Here is a 26,345-nt window from a genome sequence, read left to right as displayed (position 1 = left end):
ATCGTCAGTTGACCAATTTCATCTCTACAGTTTCTTCAGCATATACCAATAGAAAACCTCGTTAATTAACAAGGTCTTCTATTTGGAGCAACCTAGTGCAAATATTTAAATAAATTAGTGTGAATGACGAGGAACCTCAGAGCCGCGACAACCGACCAGAAAATCGAAATCGCAACCTTCATCAGCTTGCAGCACGTGCTTGACATAAAGTTCGCGATAGCCACCGATAAAGTTGGGTGTCGGTGGTGCTGGCAAATTCGCTAGACGCTGCTGTAGCTCTTCATCGCTAACATCTAAGTGCAATTTGCCTGCATATGCATCAAGTTCGATAAAGTCCCCGTTTTTTACAGCAGCTAATGGTCCGCCTGCGCGGGCTTCTGGTGCCACGTGCAATACCACGCTGCCATACGCCGTACCACTCATGCGAGCATCAGAAATTCGCAGCATATCTGTGATCCCTTTTGCCAATAGCTTGGGAGGCAATCCCATATTACCGACTTCAGCCATACCTGGGTAGCCTTTGGGACCTGCATTTTTTAACACCAGAATACAGGTTTCATCGACATCCAAGTCTGGATCTATAATACGTGCTTTATAGTCATCAAGGTCTTCGAATACCACGGCACGACCACGATGTTTCATCAATTCTGCTGAAGCCGCCGACGGTTTGAGCACGGCGCCTTTTGGTGCTAGGTTGCCATGTAAGATACACATCCCGCCATCTTTACTCAATGGATTGTCTACTTGACGGATAACCTCATCATTATAGATAGGTGAACTTTGACAATTCTCCCAAATGCTTTGTCCGTTCGCAGTCAGTGCTTGCGGATGCGGCAAAAGATTGTGCTCACCCATACGGCGTAGTACCGCAGGTAGACCGCCGCTATAATAAAACTCCTCCATTAAAAATCGTCCTGACGGCTGCAAATCCACAATGGTAGGCATGCCGCGACCAATACGATTCCAGTCTTCTAGCTCTAAATCAACACCAATACGCCCAGCAATAGCTTTTAAGTGAATCACGGCGTTGGTTGATCCGCCAATGGCGGCGTTGACTTTAATCGCATTTTCAAACGCTTCTTTGGTTAAAATTTTGGATAACGTCAAATCTTCTTTAACCATATCGACAATACGCATACCTGATAAATGTGCTAAAACATAACGGCGTGAATCTACTGCTGGAATAGCGGCATTGTGTGGTAACGACGTCCCCAAGGCTTCAGCCATACAGGCCATTGTCGAAGCTGTGCCCATCGTATTACACGTACCCGCTGAGCGCGACATACCTGATTCTGCAGATAAAAACTCATTTAGATCAATCTTGCCAGCTTTTAGCTCTTCGTGCATTTGCCAGACGATGGTACCTGCGCCAATATCTTTTCCTTTGTGCTTGCCATTTAGCATCGGCCCACCAGTGACGACAATGGCAGGGACATCACAGCTGGCTGCACCCATTAATAGCGCAGGTGTGGTTTTATCGCAGCCTGTTAACAGTACAACCCCATCCATCGGGTTGCCGCGAATCGCTTCTTCTACATCCATACTCGCTAAATTTCGTGTCAGCATCGCCGTTGGGCGTAGGTTAGATTCTCCATTAGAGAAAACAGGAAACTCAACAGGATAGCCACCCGCTTCTAAAATACCTTTTTTTACATGCTCAGCAATTTTGCGAAAGTGTGCATTACAAGGCGTCAATTCTGACCAAGTATTACAAATACCAATAATAGGTCTGCCATCAAACTCATGATCTGGAATCCCTTGATTCTTCATCCAGCTACGATACATAAATCCATTTTTATCTGCCGCTCCAAACCAAGCTGTCGAGCGCAATGATTTCTTTTGTGACATCTCTATTTCCCTATATAGTATTACTAATTAAATATAATACATCTAAAATACACTAAAAAAAATATTTTAAAAGGGTTGATGTTTAAATAGTATTACTATATTTTAGATAAAGCTTTTATATACTATTTTGTTTATCTACTAATAACGCCTTTAATTACAGATACTTCCTTTTGATATGATGTTTTAGAATTACTATATAGAACGTAGAATCGAATATGAATTTCGAAAAGAACTTTATATAACAGTGGGCTACAGATCAATCCCTGCATTAGTTTTACTTTATCTGGTCGTCTATATTGATCACGGTGCGGTTTGCTCTACTTACGCACTTATATTTAACAGATGATATTAAAACCTCCAACTAGTTAACTGCAGAGCGAAAAATGAATTTGTTAAAGATGAGTCTTAGTATAAGCAAGCAAGGCATGCTAATTCTTTATATGTGCGAAAAGACAGAAGTATATTGATTCTTGTGCTGTACTACCTACCTGACACCCTAAATATTTACGGTTACCCACTATTATCAAACAATTTAGTGGTAGCGATTTACGAGCTGGTTCTTATCGAGCATTCCTTATTTTTTTGAGGTAATCGAATTATTAATTACTCTACGCGGTGTTGCTCGTTATGGACCCCTTGGTTTCTTCATGCGGTAGGTGCTTGTGCCATGTTCTCGAGTGCTTGGCTCACCTATTCTGTCTTGTAGTTATTTACCTTGACTAAAGCCTGTCATGGCTAATAACTACAAGACATTCAAAAAAAACAAACACTAGCGAACAAGCGTACTAAGGACATTAACTATGAACATCATTCAATTTGAAGCCCAAGACCATCAGCGCGCTATTGGGATTATCGAAAACAATACTGTCAAACCAGTTAATCAAGTTGAAACAGTTCGAGACTTAGCATTGATGGCGATTAAAAATAAATTAAGTCTAGAGCAACAGATCGAACAGTTAGGCTTTGCTTCTAAGACCTATGACTACGCACTACTACTAGACAACTTACAGGTACTCCCACCTTTAGATCATCCAGATACCGCGCATTGTTTTGTCTCAGGGACGGGTTTGACTCATCTAGGCTCAGCGGATACTCGTGACAAAATGCACCAGCAAAATTCCGCTGATACTGTCTCAGTAACCGACACCATGCGTATATTTCAATTGGGTATTGAAAAAGGTAAACCTGCTGAAGGTAAGGTGGGCGCACAACCTGAGTGGTTCTACAAAGGCGACGGCTCCATTGTGGTTCGTCCTGGTGCTGATTTTCCGTTACCTAATTTTGCAGAAGATGGTGGCGAAGAACCTGAAATTGTAGGTCTGTATGTGATCGGACCAGACTCGAAACCCTATCGAATTGGCTTTGCTATGGGTAATGAATTCTCTGATCACATCATGGAACGTCGCAATTACTTATATCTTGCCCATTCCAAATTACGTTTCTGTAGTTATGGTCCAGAGCTACGTACAGGTGAGCTTCCGAAACATTTAGTGGGTACCAGTCGCCTGCGCCGTGATGGTGACGTGATTTGGGAAAAAGAATTTTTATCCGGTGAAGACAATATGTGTCATAGCCTAACCAATCTTGAATACCATCATTTTAAATATCAGCAGTTCTTAAAACCGGGTGATGTACATATTCATTATTTTGGTACGGCGACGCTGTCATTTGCAGATGGCATGCAAACCCAAGTCGGTGATGAATTCGAAATTGAGATGAAAGAATTTGGTCATTCTTTAAAAAATAAGATTGCACATACTCAACCTGAACTATCCATTGGTTCAGTTAAAACACTCTAAGGAGAATACTATGATTATCGGACATAATTTTATTGCAGGTCAGCGCAGCGCGCTTGGTAGCAAAGTCTTACAAAGCGTTAATGCTAGCACTGGAGAACCTTTGGCTTATGATTTTCATCAAGCGACTGAAGAAGAGGTCAATAAGGCCTGCGAAGCCGCCAGTGAAGCCTTTAAAAGCTATCGTAATACGTCACCTGAACAGCGCGCGTTATTTCTTGAAGCGATTGCTGATGAACTAGACGCACTAGGGCAAGACTTTCTTGACAATATTTCACAAGAGACAGCGCTACCACTTGCACGCTTACAAGGCGAGCGTGGTCGTACTAGTGGTCAAATGCGTTTATTTGCTAAAGTGCTACGCCGCGGTGACTATTTAGGGGCTCGTATCGATACGGCACTGCCTGAGCGTGAGCCTATGCCACGTGTAGATTTACGTCAAGTAAAGATAGGCGTCGGTCCGATTGCTGTGTTTGGGGCTAGTAACTTTCCTTTAGCTTTTTCGACAGCGGGCGGTGATACGGCTTCTGCTTTGGCAGCAGGCTGCCCTGTGGTTGTCAAAGCCCATAGTGGACATATGGTAACGGCGGATCAAGTAGCTCAAGCGATTGATAGAGCTGTTGCAAGCACCAATATGCCAAAAGGTGTGTTTAGTATGATTTATGGCAGTGGTGTCGGTGAAATATTGGTAAAACACCCCTTGATTCAAGCGGTTGGTTTTACAGGTTCGCTAAAAGGTGGTCAGGCCTTAGGCGCTATGGCAGCCTCTCGCCCCAATCCCATTCCAGTATTTGCAGAAATGAGCAGTATCAATCCTATGGTCATGCTGCCAGCTGCTCTAAAAAATCGCGGTGATAGCATTGCTCAAGACTTAGCGGATTCTGTTGTAATGGGCTGTGGACAGTTTTGTACCAATCCTGGTTTAATCATTGGGATTAAGTCACCTGAATACAGTCAATTTATTGAAAATCTGACAACTATTATCGATGCCAAACCTGCACAAACCATGTTAAACCCTGGCACGTTAGAAAGCTACTCATTAGGTCTAGAAGATTTAATGGCACACAAAGGGTTTCAGCATTTAGCAGGCCAGACTCAACAAGGGGATCAAGCTCAACCGCAACTGTTTAAAGCAGACGTAGAATTACTACTCGCGGGCAATCAGTTGTTACAAGAAGAGATTTTTGGTCCTGCGACCATAGTCATTGAAGTCAAAGACAAAGCACAGCTGATTCAAGCACTAAGTAGCATGAATGGTCAGCTGACAGCATCTTTAATTGCTGATGAGGCCGATTTTGCTGAATTCGCAGACGTGGTACCCGTACTAGAAGAGAAAGCTGGACGTCTACTCTTAAATGGCTATCCAACTGGGGTAGAAGTCTGTGAAGCAATGGTTCACGGTGGACCTTATCCTGCAACATCTGATGCACGTGGTACTTCAGTCGGAACGCTAGCCATTGACCGTTATCTACGCCCTGTATGTTATCAGAATTATCCCCAGAGCTTATTACCAGAAGCGTTAAAAGATGAGAATCCGTTCAATATTTTGAGACTAATCAATGGTGAGATGACTCAAAATAAGATTTGATGCAAATAAAAAGAGACCATCAAATGGTCTCTTTTTTTATTTTACTAGGTAGAAGATACTTATACTAACAATCTTTTCTGAGATTCATTCCTTTCCCGAACCCTGTGTAATTATTAATAACTTACAAACATAGTGGCGGCCACATATTGCTGATCCTTATCTGTAATAAACTTTAAGCGGCAAGAGAGTAAAAGCACACCTCTTAACCTGCTTTCTAACAACGTGTCAGAGATAGTTTCATGGATCCAAACATAGCGTTCAAAGCCTGCGTAGATTTGCTCTACTAGTTTGTTGATATCAGGCATAGCAATTATTTGATTTTGTGCAATAAAGTTCTTCTAATTCATCATGCAACTCTTATAAAAAGTCTATTATTCTTGCCAACTATTACAAGTTTAATAGTCAAAGTCGAGTTCCATATTATTTTTTGATTAATGCATATCCCATATTAGCGTCATCCAATTGTACTAAAGAAGCAAGTCTCGCTGATAAAGGGTCTTTATTCTCAATCGCAGTTAAAATAGCTTTGTGCCTTGGCAATGAGTGTGTTTGTGAATTGAGCCTCAATTGGCTAGTGACCTTGATAGATTGTTGTAAAGGTAATACCAACATTTTCGACATATAGGCAAGTAAGTCATTATGTGTTGCCTTTGCAATGGCAAGATGAAAATTTATGTCAGGTTCTACAAATTCTTCTATATTAGCTGCCCTTTCCATTCCATCGTAGGCTTCTCTAATTTTTTCTATATCTTCATCCGTTGCCGTACTAGCAGCAATATAAGCTAATTCAGGTTCTAAAACACGTCGAACAGTCGATAGAGTTTTAACAAAATCAGTTTCTGGTGTTGATTCTATCAGCCAAAAAAGTACGTCTGGATCTAATAAATGCCATTCATCTTTTGGGCGAACAACTGTACCAATTTTTGGACGTGAATAAGTTAAGCCTTTTGAATTCAATACACGTATTGCTTCACGAGCAACTGGACGGCTAACTTGAAACTCTTCGCATAATTCAGCAGCAGCTGGTAACTTTTCATTTTCAGGAAATTCACCAGAAACAATTTTTAGACCTAATTGTTGAACAATTAGTGCATGCTGACTTTTACTTGGAATTGGATTTTTATAATTGGCTGAACTCATAGTTTGCACTTATTCATAGTTGACGCTGATATGTTATAGAAGACCTTACAAATTAACAAGGTGAACCACTCTAGCTTTATCGGAGGTTGATTTACTTGAGTCAGACAGCCATGCCCGACAAAGTTAAACTATCATAATATCGTTTTTCAAACTCAAAAGATAACACACAATTAGTCGTGCTATATGAATGGGTTCTATGAAGAATAGTTTATCAATTCAAGAGTTGCCAGTTCAACATCGTTTACACCATTGTTCTTTTGAATATTGAATTATTTCAGTTCTATATAAGGTTATTAGCCGTTCCGACCAACGTATTATAGTATGAGTCCACAAAGATGATAACGTCTGACTCAGCCATATTATAGGTATAGCGAATGGATAAGTATTAAACCTTACTATCGTTATCATGAGTTAGAGCTTTGAGCTTATTACAATTAACTAAAGCTTGTTCTAACGCGTCGAATACCATATTTTTGTTCATATCATTAGAAACCTTCCAGCCGACAATGCTACAGCCAAGCATATGAATAATAAAAGCGGTATAAATCCAACCGTTAATAGTTTCGATATAATTAAAGTCAGCAACAATAAACATGCGAACGACGTGTTATTTAATATTAGGAGGGTAAGTTTGTCTTTTCATTTTCGTATTTCCTTAGAATATTGAGAATCCGACAATCCCAAAGTGGTTCATAGGGAGTTGATAACAGACTGAGCTATGCTGAAGAAACCGTACAACTAAACTTGGTAAACTAAGCGTATTAACTGGAGTTTACCATGACCAAGAAAGTAAGAACCTACAGTGACGAATTTAAAGCAGAAGCCGTTAAGAAAATAGCAGACAATAACGGTAATGTTTCAGCCACAGCCAAGCAACTTGGCATAGCGATGCAAACGTTATCGAACTGGCAGAACAAAGCCAATCAAGGCAAGCTTATTGGCACAGAACAATATGATCCTGATCTTATGAGTGCTCTTCAAGAAATAAAGCAGCTCAAGCGGCAGCTTAAAGTAGCCGAAGAGGAGCGCGAAATTCTAAAAAAGGCGACGGCGTACTTTGCAAGGCACAGCTAGTCAGGTACGCCTTCATCAAAGATAACCAGCACCTCTTTCGCATCACCACTATGTGCCGCGTGCTAAGTGTTAAGTTATCAAGCTATTACGACTGGCTGGGTCGTGATCTCAGCGACCAACAGATACATCGCAATCAGTGTGAACTACTGGTTAAAGTCGCTCATACTCAGACCAAGCAGTGCTATGGCGTAGATCGACTGCATGCCCACCTAAGAGCGCAAGGGTACGATATCAGCCAATATATGGTTAGAAGCATCAAAGAAGAATACGGCATTAAATGCCGTCGTCACAAGCGCTTTAAAGTCACCACTGACTCTGATCATAACAAGCTGGTTTATCCAAACGTGCTGGATCAGAAGTTTGATGCAAACCGTCCTAATGATGCATGGGTAAGCGATATTACTTATATCTGGACTGCTGAGGGCTGGTTGTATTTGGCAGGCGTTAAAGATTTATATACCAAAGAGCTTGTCGGCTATGCTATCAACAAACGCATGACTGCTGACTTGGTTTGCCGTGCACTCAATATGGCAATCAAAAACAAACGACCTAATAAAGGATTAATTGTGCATTCAGACAGAGGCAGTCAGTACTGTAGCCATGCCTACCACAAAATCATTAAGCAGCATCACTTTATAGGCTCTATGAGTGGTCGTGGCAATTGTTATGACAATGCGCCAATAGAAAGCTTCTGGGGCATATTAAAGAATGAGCTAATATATCATAAGGACTATAAAACACGATTCACAGCCATTACTGACATCATCAAATATATCGAGCTGTATTACAAACAGACTAGGATTCAAAAGGGTTTGGGCTATAAATCGCCAAGACAGGTGTGGTTTGACTTTTATCGTCAGGCTGCGTAACTAAAATCTCCCAAGTTTAGTTCTACGGGATTGACAGCAGGGGTCAGTATCGAAAAGGTTCAAATTCATAGACTATATATGAGGTATTTCTATTATTTCCAGTTGTGCAAAAGGTTCTAATTTCTGCCGTTATTTCTGACTATAATAGAAATTGATTGTCCTAAAATTCCTATATCTTTTATAAGAAATTATTGTAACTTAAGGCTGTATGTATAGCATTTAAGTTTTCTAACTATGCTTTGTGCCATCTTCGTGTCCACTTATTTTGTTGTGGACACTAGACACTATCTCGCATTTTTAAGTGTACGCTAGATGGAATAGTCGAATGCTTAGACTATAATTTATCCTTACTTATACTACCATTTACAAGGCGATTAATATTTAAGGGGTTTTCATTCTTTAACGCATCAGGCAAGAGACTATGTGGCGTATTTTGATAGCACACGGGACGTAGGAAGCGTTCGATCGATCCTGTACCCACAGAAGTACCACGGGCATCACTGGTTGCAGGGAAAGGTCCACCATGTACCATCGCATCCGACACCTCTACTCCTGTAGGGTAACCATTAAACAATACTCGCCCTGCTTTTTTACTGAGTAAGTCTAGCAGTTCGCCTGCTTCAACCAAATCTTCCTCATCAGCGATGATGGTCGCGGTAAGTTGTCCACCCAAAGCCGCAATTCCTTTAACAAGATTTTCTTCGCTACTTGTCTCAATTACAATGGACAACGCTCCAAATACTTCATGCTGTAAACGGGCATTCCCTGATAACAATAGAGATTCATCTGCTTTGAATAATTTAGCTTGTCCTTGGGATTTTAGCTCAGCCGCTTTACCTGAAGAAAGTAGTTTAAAGCCTTTTTCTTTAGTAAGATTTTCTACACCTTCATTATAGCTTTTGAGTGTGCCCTGATTGAGCATAACTTGGGGAGCTTCTTCAGTAGTGTATTCAGTTAAGTCGCTAATCAATTGATCAAATTCTGGGCTTTTAACACCTAATATCAATCCTGGTTTAGTGCAGAACTGTCCAGAACCCATATTAAAAGACCCGACTAACTCCTGGGCGATTTTTTTACCACGCGCTTTTAGAGCATTTGGTAAAACAATGACAGGGTTCACACTCGACATTTCAGCAAAGAAAGGTATGGGCTGAGGACGGTTTTGAGCAAGAGAAAATAATGCCATTCCGCCTTCAAGAGATCCAGTAAATCCTGCAGCTTGAATTGCTGGATGTTTAACAATGTCTGCACCAACTTTGCCACCAAAGATCATGTTAAATGTGCCTTTTGGCATACCGCAGACATCAACAGCCTTTTGAATAGCCTCTCCAATCAGTTCTGCCGTCGCCATATGTCCTGAATGAGCTTTAAAAACAACAGGGCAACCTGCTGCCAATGCGGCAGTAGTGTCGCCGCCAGCCGTAGAGAACGCTAAAGGAAAGTTACTTGCACCGAACACTACAACAGGACCAACACCTATTTTTTGTTGGCGCAAATCGACACGCGGCATTGGCTTACGGTCAGGTAGTGCGACGTCAATGCGTGCACCATACACGTCTCCACGGCGTAGGAGTTCTGCGAATAATCGTAACTGTCCGGTAATTCGCCCTGTCTCACCTTTCAAGCGTGCAATAGGTAGACCCGTTTCAATCGAGCTAACCTCTTGCAGGGTTGCACCTAGTGCTTCGACTTGGGTCGCTATCTCTTCTAAGAATTGTGCACGTTGTTCATGACTTGTTTTGTAGTAAGCTTCAAAAGCAGTAGCAGCAGCTGTGCAAGCGTTATCAACTTCTTGTAAGGTGGCCTGACTAAACAAATAACCCGTCGGCTCATAAGTGGTTGCGTTGATGCTTTGTAAATCAGGTGAATTAGTTGCTATACGTTCGCCATTAATAAATTGTTTTCCATTGTTCATAGAGCACTCCAAATAATATTGAGTTGACCATAAATTAATTTGAATGAAGCAATTATAAGTTACTTATAATTGCTTCAAACTAAGGGATCTAAACGTTTTGCGATATAAAGTAATTTTTCACGCAATGAAGGATGTATTAGTTTTAATACAGCTTTGACTGTATATAATCTAATGGGAGTTACGGGGTAGATTACTGTTATGAGTAACATTAAAATATAATGTTGCAGGCTCAAGACATCCACCTGTAGAAAGCTGACCCACCATGCTTCTATAGATTTCTTGCCATGGAGTCTGGGATTTAGGAAAATTAGGCTTAGATTGTTTTTGTCTATCTTGCAATTCTTGTTCAGAAATCAGCACATCTACTTTCCGCAGATTTAGGTCTATTCGCAGTTTATCGTTAGTTTGTAGTAGAGAAATACCACCACCTACCGCAGATTCAGGAGACATATTTAAAATAGAAGGGCTAGCAGAAGTACCACTTTGTCTACCATCACCCAAGCAAGGGAGTTCATCAATGCCTTGCTTGATTAATTTGGCAGGCGGCGCCATATTCACGACCTCAGCACTGCCTGGATAACCGACTGTACCGTTGCCTCGAATGACTAGAATGCAGTTTTCATCAATATCTAGGCTTGGATCATTGATCCTTGAATGATAATCTTCAGGTCCCTCAAAAACGATAGCTCGTGCCTCAAATGAATTTTCTTCACCAGGCTTAGATAGATAAGTTTTTTGGAATTTCTCACCTACAACTGACATTTTAATAATGGCATTATCGAAAAAGTTGCCACTCAAAACAATAAATCCTGCTCTTGACTTAAGGGGATTATCATAAGAATAAATAACATCGGGATTAGTATTAGGAAACTTAACGAGATTTTTCCCCATAGTTTCGCCTGTAACGGTAAGACAGTCTGTATGGATTTTCTCTGCTTTGGATAACTCATTCATAACAGCAGGGACACCACCTGCTCTGTGGAAATCTTCGCCTAAATATTTTCCTGCAGGCATACAGTTAACGAGTAATGGAATATGCTCACCTATACTTTGCCAATCCTCTAACTTTAAATCGATGCCAATATGCCGTGCAATTGCAATCAAATGTGGAGGACAATTACTAGATGCACCAAGCGCTGAGGACACAACAATAGCATTTTCAAATGCTTGTTTGGTCATAATCTTGGAAGGTCTTAGATCCTCTTTGACCATATCAACGATACGCTTACCTGTCTTATAAGCCATCTGTGCCCGCTCCTGGTACGGTGCAGGAATACTGGCACAGCTTGGTAAGGACATTCCCAATGTTTCTGCTATGGCATTCATGGATAAAGCAGTACCCATGGTATTACAGTGTCCAATTGAAGGAGAAGCCGAAGTAGTCATTTCCATAAAATCTTCATAATCAATTTCGCCAGCTGCTAATAGGTTACGAGCATGCCATAGTACTGTACCTGAACCGATTAAATCTCCTTTGTAATAGCCATTAAGCATAGGCCCTCCCGAAAATACAATCGAGGGTAAATCTGTTGTACCTGCTGCCATTAAGCAAGCTGGTGTTGTTTTATCACAACCTGTGGTTAAGACTACACCATCTAAAGGATAGCCATGCAAAATCTCTACTAGACCTAAGTAAGCAAGGTTTCTGTCCAATGCAGCTGTGGGTCGCCTGGTTTGTTCAGCTATGGGATGGACAGGAAACTCCATAGGTATACCACCCGCATCACGAATTCCATCTTTGATACGTTCTGCTAAAACTTTGTGATGGCGATTACAAGGGGTTAGGTCGCTGCCTGTTTGAGCAATACCGATAATAGGGCGGTCTGACTGAAGCTCTTCTCTAGTTAAGCCATAGTTCATGTATCTTTCTACATATAAGGCTGTCATATCTGGATGAGAAGGCTCGTTGAACCATTGTTTACTTCGCAAAAAAACATTGTCTTTTTTGTTTGTCATATAAATTCCTTAAGAGATAGATTCTTATTAACACACTATTGTGAATTAGTTTTTCAGGCTATCTATTAATGAAAGCAAACCAAAATTCCACTTAGGAGCTTTATCGCTGGTTATTACAATGTTTCGTAGTGTGCCAAGTTTTGGGGTGTGGATTTTTACTATATCGTTGATTTTGTGCGTGAATCCTGCACCTACTTTATCTCTATCTTGTGTAGGAGCAAAAAGTGTTCCTAGAAACAATACAAAACCATCTGGATACTGATGATTTTCATTTAATGTTTGCTGCACTAAATCTTCCGGGTCACGACTAATCTCAGTCATCGAACTTTCGCCTGTCAGTATGTAACCTTCACTACCTTCTATTTCTAGCTCAACGTTAGATTCTCTGACGTCATCTAGTGAAAAATTGTCATCAAACAAGCGAATAAATGGACCTAAGGCACACGAAGCATTATTATCTTTAGCTTTACTTAACAGCAAGGCACTTCTACCTTCAAAATCTCGTAAATTTACATCATTACCTAGCGTCGCCCCTTGGATTTTCCCTGCACTATTCACTACTAATACAATTTCTGGTTCTGGATTATTCCATTCAGATTTGGTATTGATACCAATATATTGCCCAACCCCTACTGATGAAAGTGTGGCGGCTTTGGTAAAGATCTCGGCATCTATCCCAATACCAACTTCTAGATACTGTGACCACATATTATTATTAATAAGATGCTCTTTTAACTTTTGAGCTTGTTCTGAGCCGGGAACAATATCTTTTAAATTATTTCCTATAACTTCGGTTACCTTATTGCGAATATCTTTAGCTTTAGCAGCATCGCCCCCTGCTTTTTCTTCTATAACGCGTTCAAGCATACTACTAGCAAAAGTTACACCTGCTGCTTTTATCACTTGTAAATCTATCGGTGATAAAAAATAAAATTTATCGTTTTCTATCGCATTACAGTGGGTATTGTCTAATAACTCATCTATTGTTCCTAACACTTCACCCTTTAGGTTGGTAAGAATGCTGACAGGTGAAGTGTTCTCCAATAGTTGGGCTATTGTGGAAAAATGCGACGATATATCCATAACTTCATTGTTTTTTAGCAAAACGGGCACAGGTTTATTTTTGTCAGCTCGCCAAACCCGTCCAATAAGACACCCTTGTTGTCCATCTGTAGGCAAGGTGTTCATTGTATTTAGTTGCATATTCATAGTAAAAATTCCCTTTAAATGAATAAAAATATAGTTTATAAGTGATTCATCTTTTTTATGTGTTTAATCAAGGCAGAATGGTCTAACTCTCCCCATCCTTCTTGTACCATCTGTTCAAATAACGTATCTACCAACGCCAAAACTGGTAAACTAAGATTAAGGCTTTTAGCATAATTGACTGCAGTATGTGTATCCTTCAGCTGCCATTTCGCATACCCTCCTGGTTTAAAATCTTCATTAATCATACGTTTTCCATGTTGCTGTAGAATTAATGAGTCCGCGAACCCCCCTGCTAAGGCTGATAGCATTTTTTCAGGGTTAGCCCCACCTTGCTTTGCTAAAACTAGACCTTCACTAACGGCAGCGATAGTAGTAGCAACAATGATCTGATTGACAAGTTTGGCTAATTGTCCGGTACCAGATGGCCCAACATGTATGGGCCTACCCATAGCGGCTAATACGTCAAAAGCCGACTGATATGCAACTTCTTCACCGCCAGCCATAATAGCTAAATTTCCAGTAATTGCCCCCTGCTCACCACCTGAAACAGGGGCATCCAAATAATCAATTCCTTTTTCATAACATTTTCTAGATTGAGCTTGAGCTGTTTCGACTGGGATTGAGCTCATGACTATGACGCTGCTAGAGGGGTTCAAGTCATTAATTAGTCCATATTGACCAAATAGCATATCATCACAAGTTTGACCATCACTTAGCATAAGAATAAGCACATCTACCTGCCTTGCTAGTTCTTGTGGCGACTCAACGATGTTAGCCCCTTGCTTCTCTAACAATTCAAGTTTATCTTTAGAACGATTCCAAACTTGGAGGGAAAATCCGGCATTAAGTATATTTAATGCCATTGGAAGTCCCATAACTCCTGTACCGATAAAACCTATTTTTTTCATAATTAGCCATTCTAAGTCTATTTTATTAGTTTCATAATTGATTATGTTTATGCTAAAGCCGTAGGATTGTCTTCTATATGAGCTCGTATAATATCTTCAAAGCTTTTATCTGCTTCAAAACCCAAAGATTTCGCATATGCTGCTTCGATTTGAATAGGCCAACTTTTAACAATCTTTTCGATATTGGCATCATGCTGCCATTCAATTAAATTGAGTCGTTCTTTACCCGCAATCTTCTCTAATGCTTCCAGCATTTTATTGACACTAACAGTTAAACCAGGCAAAGAAATAATCCGCTCATTCCCCAAATCTTCGTGAGAAATCTGGGCTGCTAGAAGCATTGAGGAGATACATTGTCTTGGGGACATTATAAAAACTTGGGTCTCTCTATTGACAGGGCATATCGCTTTTTCGTTATTAAGTGGTTCTCTAATAATCGAACTGAAGAATGTTGAGGCAGCACGATTTGGCTTACCAGGTCGCACTACAATCGTCGGGAGTCGCAAAACTCGTCCATCAATATAACCTTTTCGTGAATAATCACAGACTAGGAGTTCACCCACGGCTTTTTGCATTCCATAAGAAGAGCTTGGTGTAACAGCTGTAGTGTCGGTCACTACATCGGGTAGCTTACCGCCAAAAACAGCACAGCCACTTGCATAGATAAATTTTACTGGTTTGCTAGAAGTGTTTAACCGCAATATTTCTAACAAATTAATTAAGCCATATAAATTTATACTCATACCTAATTCAAAATCTTCTTCTGCAGCAGAGCTGACTACTGCTGCTAAATGCCAGATAATATCAACGTCTTGAATGAGCTCTTGAAGCAGGGATTTATCATTAATATCGCCAAGTACTACCTCTACTCTATCATCTGTGGGAACACCTTCACCTGCAAAGCAATCGAACAAAATAACTTTACTAATTTTATGTGTTTCACCATTTTTTAAAGTAAGACTGCCTGTTTTCAATAGCGTTTTAGCGATTTCTTTACCGACGAAACCTGTACCGCCTGTAATCAAAATATTCATAACCGAATCCTTTGTCTGTAATTAATGTAAAAAATAAAAACAATTAATCAAAATAATCAAGAAGCAATTTTCTTTAACTCTGATAGGTTTGATGACTTAGTAGCAGAGTTTTTTTCCATCTTGTTATACATAAAATAGGTCATTATTAGTCCAAATATCATTACACCGGTGAGGAAGTAGAGACCTGATGACAGGCTACCTGTAGATTCTTTCAATAATCCGATCATAAATGGCCCAACGTAGCCGCCTAAGTTACCAAAAGCATTGATTATGGCAATACCCGCAGCCGCACTTAAACCTGTTAGGAAACGTCCTGGTATCGTCCAAAATACAGCAATACCTGTAAATAGCGCGAAAGCTACAGCAGAAAGTCCAACGAGTTGTAAGATAGGTGAACTAAACCAAGCACTGGAGAACATGCCAATAGCACCGACTATATAAAGAAATGCCATATGACCATAGCGATCGTTTAGGCGTTCAACACTACGAGGAATTACTAATAAACCAATGATTGCAAAAATATAAGGAACGCTTGTTAAAAGTCCAATTTGGAAGTCACTATTACCGCCGAATTTTTGAATAATAGTTGGTAGCCAAAGGCCTATACCATACACGCAGAGTGGCAAAGGTAGGAAATAGAGTGCAAGCATAAGTACTCTTTTATCTTTTAAAGCATGTAGCGGATTGGCATGGGTGGTTTGCTTATACTCAGTTTGATCCTGAAGCAACTGATTTTTTAACCAGCTCTTCTGCTCATCTGACAGCCATTTAACAGTATTGATCTCATCAGGTAGATAGCGATAAGTAGGTAATGCAAGCAAGACTGCAGGTAAACCAACTAAGATAAATATCCATTGCCAACCATGTAAGTTTGCAATGCCATCCATACCTAGTAACGCTCCTAGAAGTGGTCCCGCTATGACTAAGGCTAGCGGCTGGGCAAGAACAAAGTACCCCATAACTTTTGAACGATGGCGTATGGGATACCATAGGGTGATTAGATAAAGAACACCTGGGAAAAATCCTGCTTCTGCAGCGCCAAGTAAAAATCTAAGTGCATAAAAGCTTTTTGGTCCTTGAGTAAGGGCCATCGCCATAGTAATTAGACCCCATGTCAATAGAATACGCGTGAACCATTTGCGTGCGCCAAACTTGGCTAACATTAAGTTACTTGGAACTTCAAAGATAAAATAACCAATAAAAAATAGACCCGCCCCAAGCCCATAGGCTGCATCACTAAGGCCTACATCAGCATTCATATACAGTTTTGCAAATCCAACTGCACCACGGTCAATATAGGCAATAATATAAAGAACTATTAATGCGGGAATTAATTTATAGGTGATTTTCCTAATAGTAGCTTTTTCAAAATCCATAATAGACTCCACTTTCCATGTGATAGATGCCACTTTCCATGTGGTTAAATTTAAGTAAGAAGAAAAACATATAGAGTTTCTTATGTACTTAAATAGGCTCAAGGTGGTAAATAGTATTACTATTGATAAAGTGTGTCAATACAATCTGAACATTATTTTAGTATTTTTTTGACAGGTTTGAATTATCTTACTAAGAAAAAAATCCTTTAAGATATGTATTTAGGCGGTTATATAGAAATTTGTATATGGATACAGGTAGGAAAGCTCTGGCTTTGCGTTTTACTAGTAAAGCAAATTTTATATTATATAGTAAACCTATTTGTAGGCTGGCTAAATTTATTCAATCTATTAATAACTTATTTGAGCTTATGTCTGACCCAATCATTCTTTGTGAAGAGGTCTCACAATCGATTAAGCAAAGTATGAGCATCTGCAAGGTAGTAATGTTCTACGATCTTGGACCAACGATGGTAGCCAGTGGGAAGAAGAATATTAATATCAGTCCCCTGATAGGTCTCCACACAAAATAACTAATGAAGCACTTAAACAAGATATTGCTAACTATCTTGATGCTTATTATTACGAAAAAGCCGTTAATTTTTGACGTTTACTAGAAAAGTCCTAAAGCTACAGTCACAGTTTAGTAGAGTGAAAATCTCAAGCTCGCTACCATAATCTCCGCCTCTAAAACGATATCGAAAAACAACTGAATGAGTTGCCTTTGAAATTGTTTGATGCTTTCGAAGCTATTTTCTAGTAATTTTTTTGATGTCGGTTTGGTGAGTTCTTACTTATTCTGATGCGATTGGATTATAAGCAATGACCTATACCGTCACTACCGTAAAAGACAACTTGTGAAAGTTTAATCGAACAGGCGGACGATAATAATGAAACTAAATAGTCCTTAGTATTTTATATCTTAAACCCTCATTTATTTTTTGGTCCTCAAACTATACATATTTAATATTATCACCAACTGAATAGTCTCCATTGCTGTATCAATCTCAAAAGTAGTAGCTAGCCCTCCTGTCATCTTTTTCTAAATATAAAGCAAAAGAATGCTCTACTTACTTATCGTTTAGAGACTCACTATTAATATTTCCAGTGTAATCTGACAATAGAGTGGCGGTAAAAACACTATAAAAATATAGTGCCTAAATACGAGTTAAATTTTATTCGATTATAATTTACATTCTGATTATTCAGCCTTATAATATCTAAATCCTTTTTATATCAATGTATGTAAGATATTATCATAATATGTACTTTGGTCGACCTACCTTGACATGGTAGAGGTCGTTGGTTCGAATCCGATTACGCCTACCAGATTCGAAAAGCCCCAATCTTAAGATTGGGGCTTTTTTTGTCTGTAATATATGGGCTGTAGCGAAAAATACTTTCTTATATCACCTCATAGTCATGATTATGCAATCAGATTTAAATCATTCAAAAAAGTGATGGTGACCAAATGGTGACCGACCCTTAAAAACCATTAAAATTAAAACCCTCTTTTTGACCTCTACTTTAAACTGTAAGCTAAAACCTATTTCTGAGTATTTTTCTCTTTATCCTCTTTTACATATTCAAAAATATCCCCCACCTCTACTTCTAAATACTCACAAAGCTTATCTATAGTATCAAAATCAATTCTAGATGATTGATCGTTATATATCTTATGTAATGTCGTCTTGCTTACCCCTGTTGCTCGTACGGCATCCGCTACTTTTAGCCTTCTTTCAGCTAGTAAAGTTGGGAGATGGTTAACTATCATCTTACAAACTCCAATTGTCGTAGAATAAATACCCTCTACTACCTTGCTTTTCTACTTGAAACACTTGCGAACACTGAATTCGAGTCCAAAATTCAATATCGCTCTTTAACATGTAAGGCAAAATAAGGTGATTAAATATTTTATAGTAGCCAATATTAGCTTTATGAACACTTAGCTCTTTTTGCTTTATATCGTTTAGGTAAGTCTTTTTCATAAATAGTGAAATCCAATCATACTTATTGAAATCTTATATAATTTAATCTACTGTTATCTACAGAAATTGCAAGTAATTATTGTAAAATAATAAGTAATTTCAGTCACTTATACCAAAATATACCAGGATATAGCAAAATATACCTATTTCATCTAAGCTGAGTTTCTACGCTGCATACTTTAAGAAGAAATGATAACCATCCTGCCATTAGAGTCGTAGCTCTTATATCAAATTATTTTTTAGAAGCAACTGATTTGAGAGAGTTGTATTATAAATAATAATGTCTATAAAACTAAATTACGATAATTTTTGTCTTCTAAACCATCTCGGCAGTTGTACATTGGTCGAATTTGTTAGCCCATTTAATAGAGCAACGAGCAAAATCAAAAAAACACCTATATATTGAATACCTGATAACATTTGATGCAGGAGCAACACTGCCAAAAATATTGCGGTCAAAGGTTCAAAGATAGTAAATACTGACGCGCGTGTGGCTGGTAGTTTTTCTAATGCTTTCATATATAATGCAAAAGGTGCAATCGTACCCACCAAAGATAAGCCCAGTACATATATCCAGCTAATAACAGGAAGCTGTATCAGCTTATAATAAGTTGTATACGTGGTAGGAATGAACAATAATACAATGCCACTGAACAAAATTGACGTAAAAAAGACAAGTGGTGCAGAGTGTTTATGATGCATGGCGCGTTTACCAAGCACACCATATAAAGAGTAACAAACGCCAGAAAGCAGCCCAACGGCAATACCCAAATTCCCTTCAGTAGTGCCACCCATCGTAGTCATACCAACGCCAATCACTGCTACAACTGCTAACAATGCAGCTTTATAAGTAATTCGCTCATCTAATAATAGGTGCGAGAATATTAAGCTAAAGACTGGCGCCGTATAGAGTAATGCGACTGCTGTGCCTGCTCCCACATGAAGCACTGCAAATAAGTAGCAAACCGTCATACCCAGTACGCCAATTAGGGATTGTAGACCAAGCCCAAACCATTGACCGAGTATTAGCCTACTTAATGGTTTCCAGATCTTAGGCAACATCGTTATAGCAATAATAGCTGCCGTTATGATACGCAATATCGTAATTTGCCAACTACTAAAACCTAATTGACTAAGATAAGTCGAAAATATACCAAGTGTGCCCCAACATATGGCCGCCATGACAATTTGTATGGTGCCAATCCATGGCTTGACATCAACCGCTATAGGTCTGGTTTTCAATACTTCCACGACTAGTCACCTCTATTATTGAACATAAAATGTTCGTAATATCATTGAGTAAATATAAAACTGGTACAAAATAACTGAGTGTTAATCAGCATTAGCTTATCTATACAACTCATACTTGCCAGCCTTACTGAATACGTAAACCGCTGAATTTATGACTATCAGTCAATAAACTCAGCGGTTAACTTAGGCTCTGTTAAGTATTAATAAATATAAGTATCTATATCTAAGCGCTGACAGCTTCTTCTGATATGACTTTGACTCTATTAGGAACCAACACACTAACGACCAAGTAAGTGATGGCTGATGCAGCTGATCCGATAAGAGGTCCCTCTACCCAGCCGACAATACCTGATGTTAAGAGATAACTACTACAAACAGCACCGATGATAATAGAGGCAATAGCAGCCATCGTTGAGCCTTTATAAAAGATAGTCACTAAAAGCACGCCAGATAAAGCTGCCATTAAGGTACCGCTAGAGAATATTCCTAGATAGCTAAGCATCGCTTCAGGTAAGAAGAAGGTAGAAATGAAGGCGATAGCAGCCACAATAGCGACCCACAATCTATTCAGTTTCAATAGCTCAGCCTCAGTGCGAGGTTTATTGTCAAATACTGCCAAACGCAAATCATGTGAGGCAGCAGTTGATAAGGTATGCAAGATAGAGTTTGCCGTAGATTTCATAGCAAAAAGAATAAACAAAGTGATCACGCTGCCCACTACACTTGGAATAGCATTGGCTAAATACCAAGGCATTGCTTCATCGGGATTGATCAGACCGGGGTTTTTGATACGAACATATAAGCCAACGATAGGCACCAAACTCAAAATACACCCTAGAATGGCCGTATAAAAGCCTGTTTTGGCAATACTAATATTAGATTTCATCGCCAAAAAACGTACTGACATATAGGGCAATGCAGTACTAAAGATAAGTGCATAGACAAATACTAGAAAAACAGAAGCTTTGGCATTGCCATATGGGTTAGAATTTTCTGGATTGACAAGGTTTGGATCTATCGCATTCAGCTGCGTCATCATATCTGCTAACGGAATGTCAGTGAACACCTGAACCACTATATAAATGGCAGCAGTGGCCATCCCAATCACCATAAAAGTATCAGTCCAAGCAACGGCGAGCAATCCGCCTGCCATGGTATAAATAGTAATAATTACCAATAAAAGCGCAGAAGCCAGAAGAGGTGAAATACCTAGCCAGCTACTACCCAACATACCAAGCGCTCTAATCTGAGCCGTCAAAAATACGGTCAAAAATATAATCATGCCTAAAGACGTGACAATACGCAAAGTGCGAGCAGATACTGAATTTCGATCATTACAGTGCAAATTGACGATAAATTCAGGAATGGTACTACTACCCATCTTCATGGCTCTATTACGCAAATAGACCGCAAAAAATAATACGGCGACGACCATGGCTGGTGCAAAAAAGAAATTACCTAAAAGCTCAATCGTCCCATATTGGTATGCGGCACCAGGTGAGCCCATAAAGCCCCAACCACTAAACCCAGTAGCCACGACAGTACCTGCCATAACAAAAGGCCCTAATGAGCGACCGGCTACTAAAAAACCACTTTCCTCATCTGCTGACATGACTTTTGAAGCTTTACTAGCCAATACAATGAGAAGCGCAATTGCTGCTAACAATATCATCCAATTAATAAACATGTCGATTCCTCGTATCGTTTACTACATTACTTGTTATGACGCTCTACGAAGAAATAACTCACTGCCAGTAATAGCGTCAGTACATTAATGGTCAAAAACCAAAATAACGTCCAGCTGTTAAGAAACAGGTCCATAATGTTATTTCCTTAATAAGTAAAATGTGAAAATAATTGCATCGTGCGAGGCGCATCATCATCTATGTTGGCGGGCTTAAAATAAGAAAATTATTCATGGTAGCCCACTCAATATAGACAGTATTTATTGATGACACTCCCCTACATTAACGACCGATAATATTATGCTCCGGGCCGTACTTAAAGCCTGTGATATTATCAGCGCCCGTCTCATTGATGACTAAGATGTCATGCTCTCGATAACCGCCAGCACCCGGCATGCCCTCTGGAATCATAATCATCGGCTCCATAGAGATGACCATACCGGGCTCAAGCACTGTTTCAATATCTTCACGTAGCTCAAGTCCTGCCTCGCGTCCATAATAATGGCTAAGCACACCAAAAGAATGGCCATAACCAAAGCTGCGTTTTTCTAATAAGTCATATTTTGCATAAATTTTATTCAGCTCATGTGCGATATCGCAGCAGCGCACGCCAGGTTTGATAAGCTCAAGACCTGCTTCATGCACTTCACAATTTATCTGCCAGTAGCGTAGTGAATCTGCATCACATTTATCCAAGAACAATGTGCGTTCAAGCGCGGTGTAGTAGCCTGCTATCATAGAAAAACAGTTAAGACTCAATATATCACCCGATTGGACACGACGATTGGTCACTGGATTGTGGGCACCATCCGTATTAATACCTGACTGAAACCATGTCCATGTATCCATGAGTTCCACTTGACCAAACTGCTCACCAATAGCCTTCACCATCGCTTGTGTAGATGCCAAGGCAACTTCGTATTCGGGCACGCCATCATAAACAGCCTGTACCAATGCAGCTCCACCAATATCACAGACCTGAGCACCCTTTGTTATTAGCGCTATCTCTTCAGAGGACTTAACCATTCTCATGGTCATACATGCTAGGCTAATATCGACAAACTCTACATTGGGTAAGATAGCTTTGAGCTTAGCAAAGCGATCCATTGGTAAATGATCGAACTCAATACCAACGCGGCCGTGATGAGGAATTTGTTGAGCAATGGCTTTGAAATAGTTATCACGCTGCCAATCAGTGTAAACAATATTATTGTCGCCCACAGTACGCCGCCAAGGCTGTCCACCATCGATATTGGCAGAGATTGACACAACTTCTTTTGAAGTAACGACTAGTCCATAAGGTCGCCCAAAAGAGCAATATATAAAGTCAGAGTAGTAATTGATGTTATGTATCGAGGTGAAAAGCGCCGCCACAATGCCATGATTATCTAAATACTCACGAAGTTTCTCATGACGATTTGCATATTCTTGATGACTAAAAGTCGGTTGCACTTTCTGGCCGTTTTTAATTTCGATTAGACTTGGGAGATGCAGATTATCTAATGAGCCATCTAAAGAGGTTAGGTTTAATGAATTCATCGATTTTCGAGAAAAATCTGTAGAAGATAACGTGCTAGTAAGGTCTTTTAGTGCTGACATGGAACGTCTCCAAAGTAGTAATAATTAACTGAGAACACGTTCGATAATAGAGGTAAAATTAATAAGGTATTTTTTCATAAGCGACATTTTATGTTTATAATCAGACATTCAGAAAAATATCTTAATATTGATTAGAAGTTGAGATGTGTGGGAGGCGAAATAGGATGACGCAGATAACAAAAAAAACGACGGACAAGCCTAGACGTATTGGGTTTTTACTGATTAACGGCTTCACCATGTTAGCGTTCAGCAATATCATTGAGCCACTTCGAATGGCAAACTATGTGAGCGAGCAACTCTTATACTCGTGGGTAGTGGCAGGGTTCGATGACAATAAGACCAGTAGTAGTAACGGTATCAAGTTAAGTCATACTGCACCACTCGACTACTTATTAACCTGCGACTTGGTATTTGTATGCGGAGGACACCAAACAGATTACTTGGAATCTAGTAAGCTCATTACCTTAATTCAGCGATTGGCAGTACGGGATATTGCACTTGGCGGTTTGTGTACAGGAGCGCTAGCATTGGCGGCTGCCGGCTTACTTGAACAGCAAGCAGCCTCATTGCATTGGGAGAACATCAGCGTAGCCCAAGAAAGCTATCCAGGTGTTATTTTTAATGACCAGATATTTACAATAGCACCGCAGCTATACTCTTGTTCAGGTGGGGCTTGCGCATTGGATATGACTTTACATATCATCAATAAGCATCATGGTCATCACATCGTTTCCAAGATACAAGATATGTTTATTATCACCTCTATACGTGAGCCTACTTACGTACAGCATATGCCCAAGCCAAAAATACTGAGCAGTAGCTATACCAATGTGATAGATGCTATTTCATTGATGAAAACCAATCTTGAAGAGCCTTTAAGCGTTAAGGATATTGCCCGTCATCTTGGATTATCAAGTAGACAATTACAGCGCATATTTAATAAAAATTTTAGTTGTTCACCGCAACAGTATTACGTGCGATTGCGCCTTGAACACGCCAAATATATTCTTAAACATACTACGCTGCCTATTAGCCAAATCGTACTAGCAAGCGGCTTTATCGATAACAGTGCATTCTCTAGCACCTTCAAAAAAAACTATGGCATGACACCAAGCCATTACAGGCAAGAGAATCAGCTGATATAACCTATTTTTTATTGACGCAGTAACTAGGATGGCTTAACGGTATTCTTTGACTACCCTAAAGACATCAGAAAATCACTTTATGATTCTGTTTGACGACTGTATTAGTAAGCCTTTAATCTAAACGGCAGTTACATAGAATCTAGGATAAAACCTCCAAATTAAAAAAGCCATAAAAGTCACTGCTCTTATGGCTTTACTATTTTTCATATATTGAAACTTAGACTTAGCTTTGAGTTAAATAAGCTCTTTTAGCTCAGTCAGCTTGTCTAAAATCACATCAGGTGAATACTTCACTAGCTGCTGCTCATTTTGTGCACCAGATAGCACACCTAAAACTAGCCCACATAAAGCCCACTATATCCATCTGGAAATAATGCTCGATGCCATCCGAGTAGATCATCTAATAATAACGGCTGTTGATAATGATAGGTAGCACTTAGCATCATCTCTACCACTGCATCGATCTCACGAGTATTGGTTGGCATACTGGCATTATTCAGCCCTAAATGCCGCGCAACTGAAGAACGAACCTGCTCATCATTTAGTGTCTCACCTTCTATCTCAGAAGTTTTGATAATCTCTAAGGTCACCGCATCTAATTGTGCCTCAACATTCAGATCGAACCCTAGTGTTAGCAGCTTTCCTAGTAAATGGCCTTGTAATATCCGCACACGACTAACAAGTGGCAATAGCTTTTTGTCCGACCATTGCCATTCAGTCCAGTTTAGATGTTCATGAATATAAGTAACATGCTTCATATGTTCCTCAGAAATATGCAGAGATTAGGACAGTAATCTCCTTATAATATGCAGAGAATAAGTAGTAGAAACAATACGTAGAAACTCAAAAATGACAATAGTAGATGCAATAAGAATAGATTTTCAACGAACACACATATTTTTTATTCTAATAAGGGCTTGAGTAGAGGTAAAAATACTATAAAAACACAGTGCCTAAATACGAGTTAAATTTTATTCTATTACAATTTACATTGTAATTATTCAGTCGTACAATATATACAGGCTATATATATCAATACATGTAAGACATTGTCACAACATGTACTTTAGTCGACCTACTTTGACATGGTAGAGGATGGTAGGGACAGCGATTGCACCACCTGTAATCAACGTGGCTACCTTTCTGAGTAATGCCTCACGACTTTATCTATTTTGGCATGATATTGATTGGTCATTGACCAAGTATTATGTCCCAAGCGCTATCGTAGGTGCATGGCTAGCCGCATTGGTGTTTAGTCGTTTGGACGCAGGCTGGATTCAGTTATTGGTTGGCGCATTTTTAGTCTCGACTATTTTCCAATACAAGTTTGGTAAGGTAAGCAAGACATTTGATATGCCAAAAGTAGGTTTTGTACCTGTGGGCTTTGCCATTGCTTTTATGAGCACCTTGGTAGGTGGCCTCGGCCCTATTCTTAACCCTTTTTATATGAATGCTGGACTAGAAAAAGAAAGTCTTATTGCGACCAAAACAGCTAATTCTTTCTTTGTAGGTATTGTACAAATCATCAGCTACACCTTTTTTGGGATACTCACCGTCAAGATATGGGCGTATGGTCTTGTATTAGGACTGGGCGCCGTGATTGGCAATATCATTGGCAAACGCTTTTTAGCAGGCATTAGTATTAGCCAGTTTAGAATCATGCTACTGATACTAATGGTTATCAGTGGCCTAATAATGATAATAAGAAATATTGATGTGCTGTTCTAGAGAACCTTCCATTCTATGCCATAACTATTCATAGTACATTTGCACAAACAATGACAGTACTTTCACCGCATATATTTTTACCGATTGAATATCTGCGTACAGTATTTTGATTAATTGCATTACAACTTACATTGTTATTGTTCAATCATATAATACCTATAATTCGATAGAATCAATACATGTAAGATATTGTCACTCCATAACATTCAGTTGACCTACTTTAAAATAGTAGAGGTTGT

Annotated in this window: 20 protein-coding genes; 5 read left to right on the top strand and 15 right to left on the bottom strand. The window is 39.5% G+C overall.

All coding sequences use genetic code 11. The annotated features are described in order from the left end of the window. Window positions 1-114: 114 nt before the first annotated feature. Window positions 115-1,848, bottom strand: coding sequence for an IlvD/Edd family dehydratase (locus CXF69_RS08735; RefSeq protein ID WP_102078734.1), 1,734 nt, complete (start codon window positions 1,846-1,848; stop codon window positions 115-117). Between the two features lie 800 nt (window positions 1,849-2,648). On the opposite strand from CXF69_RS08735, the gene araD1 reads away from it, so the two are divergent. Both araD1 and CXF69_RS08725 read left to right on the top strand, forming a co-directional pair. Beyond that, window positions 2,649-3,647, top strand: coding sequence for an AraD1 family protein (gene araD1 / locus CXF69_RS08730; RefSeq protein WP_102078733.1), 999 nt, complete (start codon window positions 2,649-2,651; stop codon window positions 3,645-3,647). A gap of 10 nt (window positions 3,648-3,657) precedes the next feature. Beyond that, the gene (locus tag CXF69_RS08725; RefSeq protein WP_102078732.1) at window positions 3,658-5,232 is read left to right on the top strand and encodes an aldehyde dehydrogenase (NADP(+)); all 1,575 of its coding nucleotides are present in this window, start codon (window positions 3,658-3,660) and stop codon (window positions 5,230-5,232) included. A 113-nt stretch (window positions 5,233-5,345) separates the two neighbouring features. Here CXF69_RS08725 and CXF69_RS14350 read toward each other — a convergent pair whose 3' ends face one another. The 3 genes from CXF69_RS14350 to CXF69_RS08710 form a co-directional block, all read right to left on the bottom strand. Then, complete coding sequence (locus CXF69_RS14350) at window positions 5,346-5,537, bottom strand: hypothetical protein (RefSeq protein WP_102083175.1); 192 nt, start codon at window positions 5,535-5,537, stop codon at window positions 5,346-5,348. A gap of 115 nt (window positions 5,538-5,652) precedes the next feature. Next, a complete protein-coding gene (locus tag CXF69_RS08715; RefSeq protein WP_102078731.1) occupies window positions 5,653-6,372 on the bottom strand; it encodes a FadR/GntR family transcriptional regulator in 720 nt (239 codons plus the stop codon). Between the two features lie 385 nt (window positions 6,373-6,757). Next, on the bottom strand, window positions 6,758-6,967 hold the full coding sequence (locus tag CXF69_RS08710) for a DDE-type integrase/transposase/recombinase (RefSeq protein WP_102078730.1): 210 nt from the start codon (window positions 6,965-6,967) through the stop codon (window positions 6,758-6,760). 182 nt (window positions 6,968-7,149) lie between these two features. Here CXF69_RS08710 and CXF69_RS08705 point away from each other — a divergent pair. Beyond that, window positions 7,150-8,315 (top strand): IS3 family transposase gene (locus CXF69_RS08705; RefSeq protein ID WP_102078729.1). Its coding sequence is split into 2 segments (ribosomal slippage): window positions 7,150-7,408 and window positions 7,408-8,315, totalling 1,167 coding nucleotides; the frame shifts between segments, so codons are not numbered across the junction. Between the two features lie 334 nt (window positions 8,316-8,649). Here the strand turns inward: CXF69_RS08705 and CXF69_RS08700 are convergent. From CXF69_RS08700 to CXF69_RS08645, 10 genes are all read right to left on the bottom strand, one after another. Next, window positions 8,650-10,230 (bottom strand): aldehyde dehydrogenase (NADP(+)), encoded by a 1,581-nt coding sequence (locus CXF69_RS08700; RefSeq protein WP_102078728.1) that lies wholly within the window; start codon window positions 10,228-10,230, stop codon window positions 8,650-8,652. 168 nt (window positions 10,231-10,398) lie between these two features. Then, window positions 10,399-12,186 (bottom strand): IlvD/Edd family dehydratase, encoded by a 1,788-nt coding sequence (locus CXF69_RS08695; protein WP_102078727.1) that lies wholly within the window; start codon window positions 12,184-12,186, stop codon window positions 10,399-10,401. 45 nt (window positions 12,187-12,231) lie between these two features. Beyond that, window positions 12,232-13,395 carry a fumarylacetoacetate hydrolase family protein gene (locus tag CXF69_RS08690; RefSeq protein WP_102078726.1) on the bottom strand — a complete coding sequence of 388 codons (1,164 nt, stop codon included), beginning with the start codon at window positions 13,393-13,395 and terminating at the stop codon, window positions 12,232-12,234. Between the two features lie 35 nt (window positions 13,396-13,430). After that, complete coding sequence (locus CXF69_RS08685) at window positions 13,431-14,303, bottom strand: NAD(P)-dependent oxidoreductase (protein WP_102078725.1); 873 nt, start codon at window positions 14,301-14,303, stop codon at window positions 13,431-13,433. A 47-nt stretch (window positions 14,304-14,350) separates the two neighbouring features. Further along, entirely contained in the window at window positions 14,351-15,337 is a 987-nt protein-coding gene (gene denD / locus CXF69_RS08680; RefSeq protein WP_102078724.1) for a D-erythronate dehydrogenase, read from the bottom strand. A gap of 56 nt (window positions 15,338-15,393) precedes the next feature. Continuing rightward, window positions 15,394-16,713 carry an MFS transporter gene (locus tag CXF69_RS08675; protein ID WP_102078735.1) on the bottom strand — a complete coding sequence of 440 codons (1,320 nt, stop codon included), beginning with the start codon at window positions 16,711-16,713 and terminating at the stop codon, window positions 15,394-15,396. Between the two features lie 1,543 nt (window positions 16,714-18,256). Further along, on the bottom strand, window positions 18,257-18,484 hold the full coding sequence (locus CXF69_RS08665) for a helix-turn-helix domain-containing protein (protein ID WP_075107579.1): 228 nt from the start codon (window positions 18,482-18,484) through the stop codon (window positions 18,257-18,259). Between the two features lie 511 nt (window positions 18,485-18,995). Continuing rightward, window positions 18,996-19,949 (bottom strand): DMT family transporter, encoded by a 954-nt coding sequence (locus CXF69_RS08655; protein WP_228706762.1) that lies wholly within the window; start codon window positions 19,947-19,949, stop codon window positions 18,996-18,998. Between the two features lie 223 nt (window positions 19,950-20,172). Next, window positions 20,173-21,636 carry a sodium:solute symporter family protein gene (locus CXF69_RS08650; RefSeq protein ID WP_102078426.1) on the bottom strand — a complete coding sequence of 488 codons (1,464 nt, stop codon included), beginning with the start codon at window positions 21,634-21,636 and terminating at the stop codon, window positions 20,173-20,175. A gap of 280 nt (window positions 21,637-21,916) precedes the next feature. Then, window positions 21,917-23,173, bottom strand: a complete 1,257-nt coding sequence (locus tag CXF69_RS08645; RefSeq protein ID WP_180952642.1) for a M24 family metallopeptidase — start codon at window positions 23,171-23,173, stop codon at window positions 21,917-21,919. A 224-nt stretch (window positions 23,174-23,397) separates the two neighbouring features. On the opposite strand from CXF69_RS08645, the gene CXF69_RS08640 reads away from it, so the two are divergent. Beyond that, window positions 23,398-24,378 (top strand): GlxA family transcriptional regulator, encoded by a 981-nt coding sequence (locus CXF69_RS08640; protein ID WP_180952638.1) that lies wholly within the window; start codon window positions 23,398-23,400, stop codon window positions 24,376-24,378. A gap of 335 nt (window positions 24,379-24,713) precedes the next feature. Here CXF69_RS08640 and CXF69_RS08630 read toward each other — a convergent pair whose 3' ends face one another. Beyond that, complete coding sequence (locus tag CXF69_RS08630; protein WP_227522987.1) at window positions 24,714-25,136, bottom strand: DUF4172 domain-containing protein; 423 nt, start codon at window positions 25,134-25,136, stop codon at window positions 24,714-24,716. Between the two features lie 337 nt (window positions 25,137-25,473). Between CXF69_RS08630 and CXF69_RS08625 the strand changes: the two genes are divergently transcribed. Then, a complete protein-coding gene (locus tag CXF69_RS08625) occupies window positions 25,474-26,106 on the top strand; it encodes a sulfite exporter TauE/SafE family protein (protein ID WP_102078428.1) in 633 nt (210 codons plus the stop codon). The last annotated feature ends 239 nt before the right edge of the window (window positions 26,107-26,345 follow it).

Origin of the sequence: Psychrobacter sp. Choline-02u-9 (assembly GCF_002836505.1) — a bacterium.
Taxonomy (GTDB): domain Bacteria; phylum Pseudomonadota; class Gammaproteobacteria; order Pseudomonadales; family Moraxellaceae; genus Psychrobacter.
This window is presented reverse-complemented; position numbering and strand designations above follow the sequence as displayed.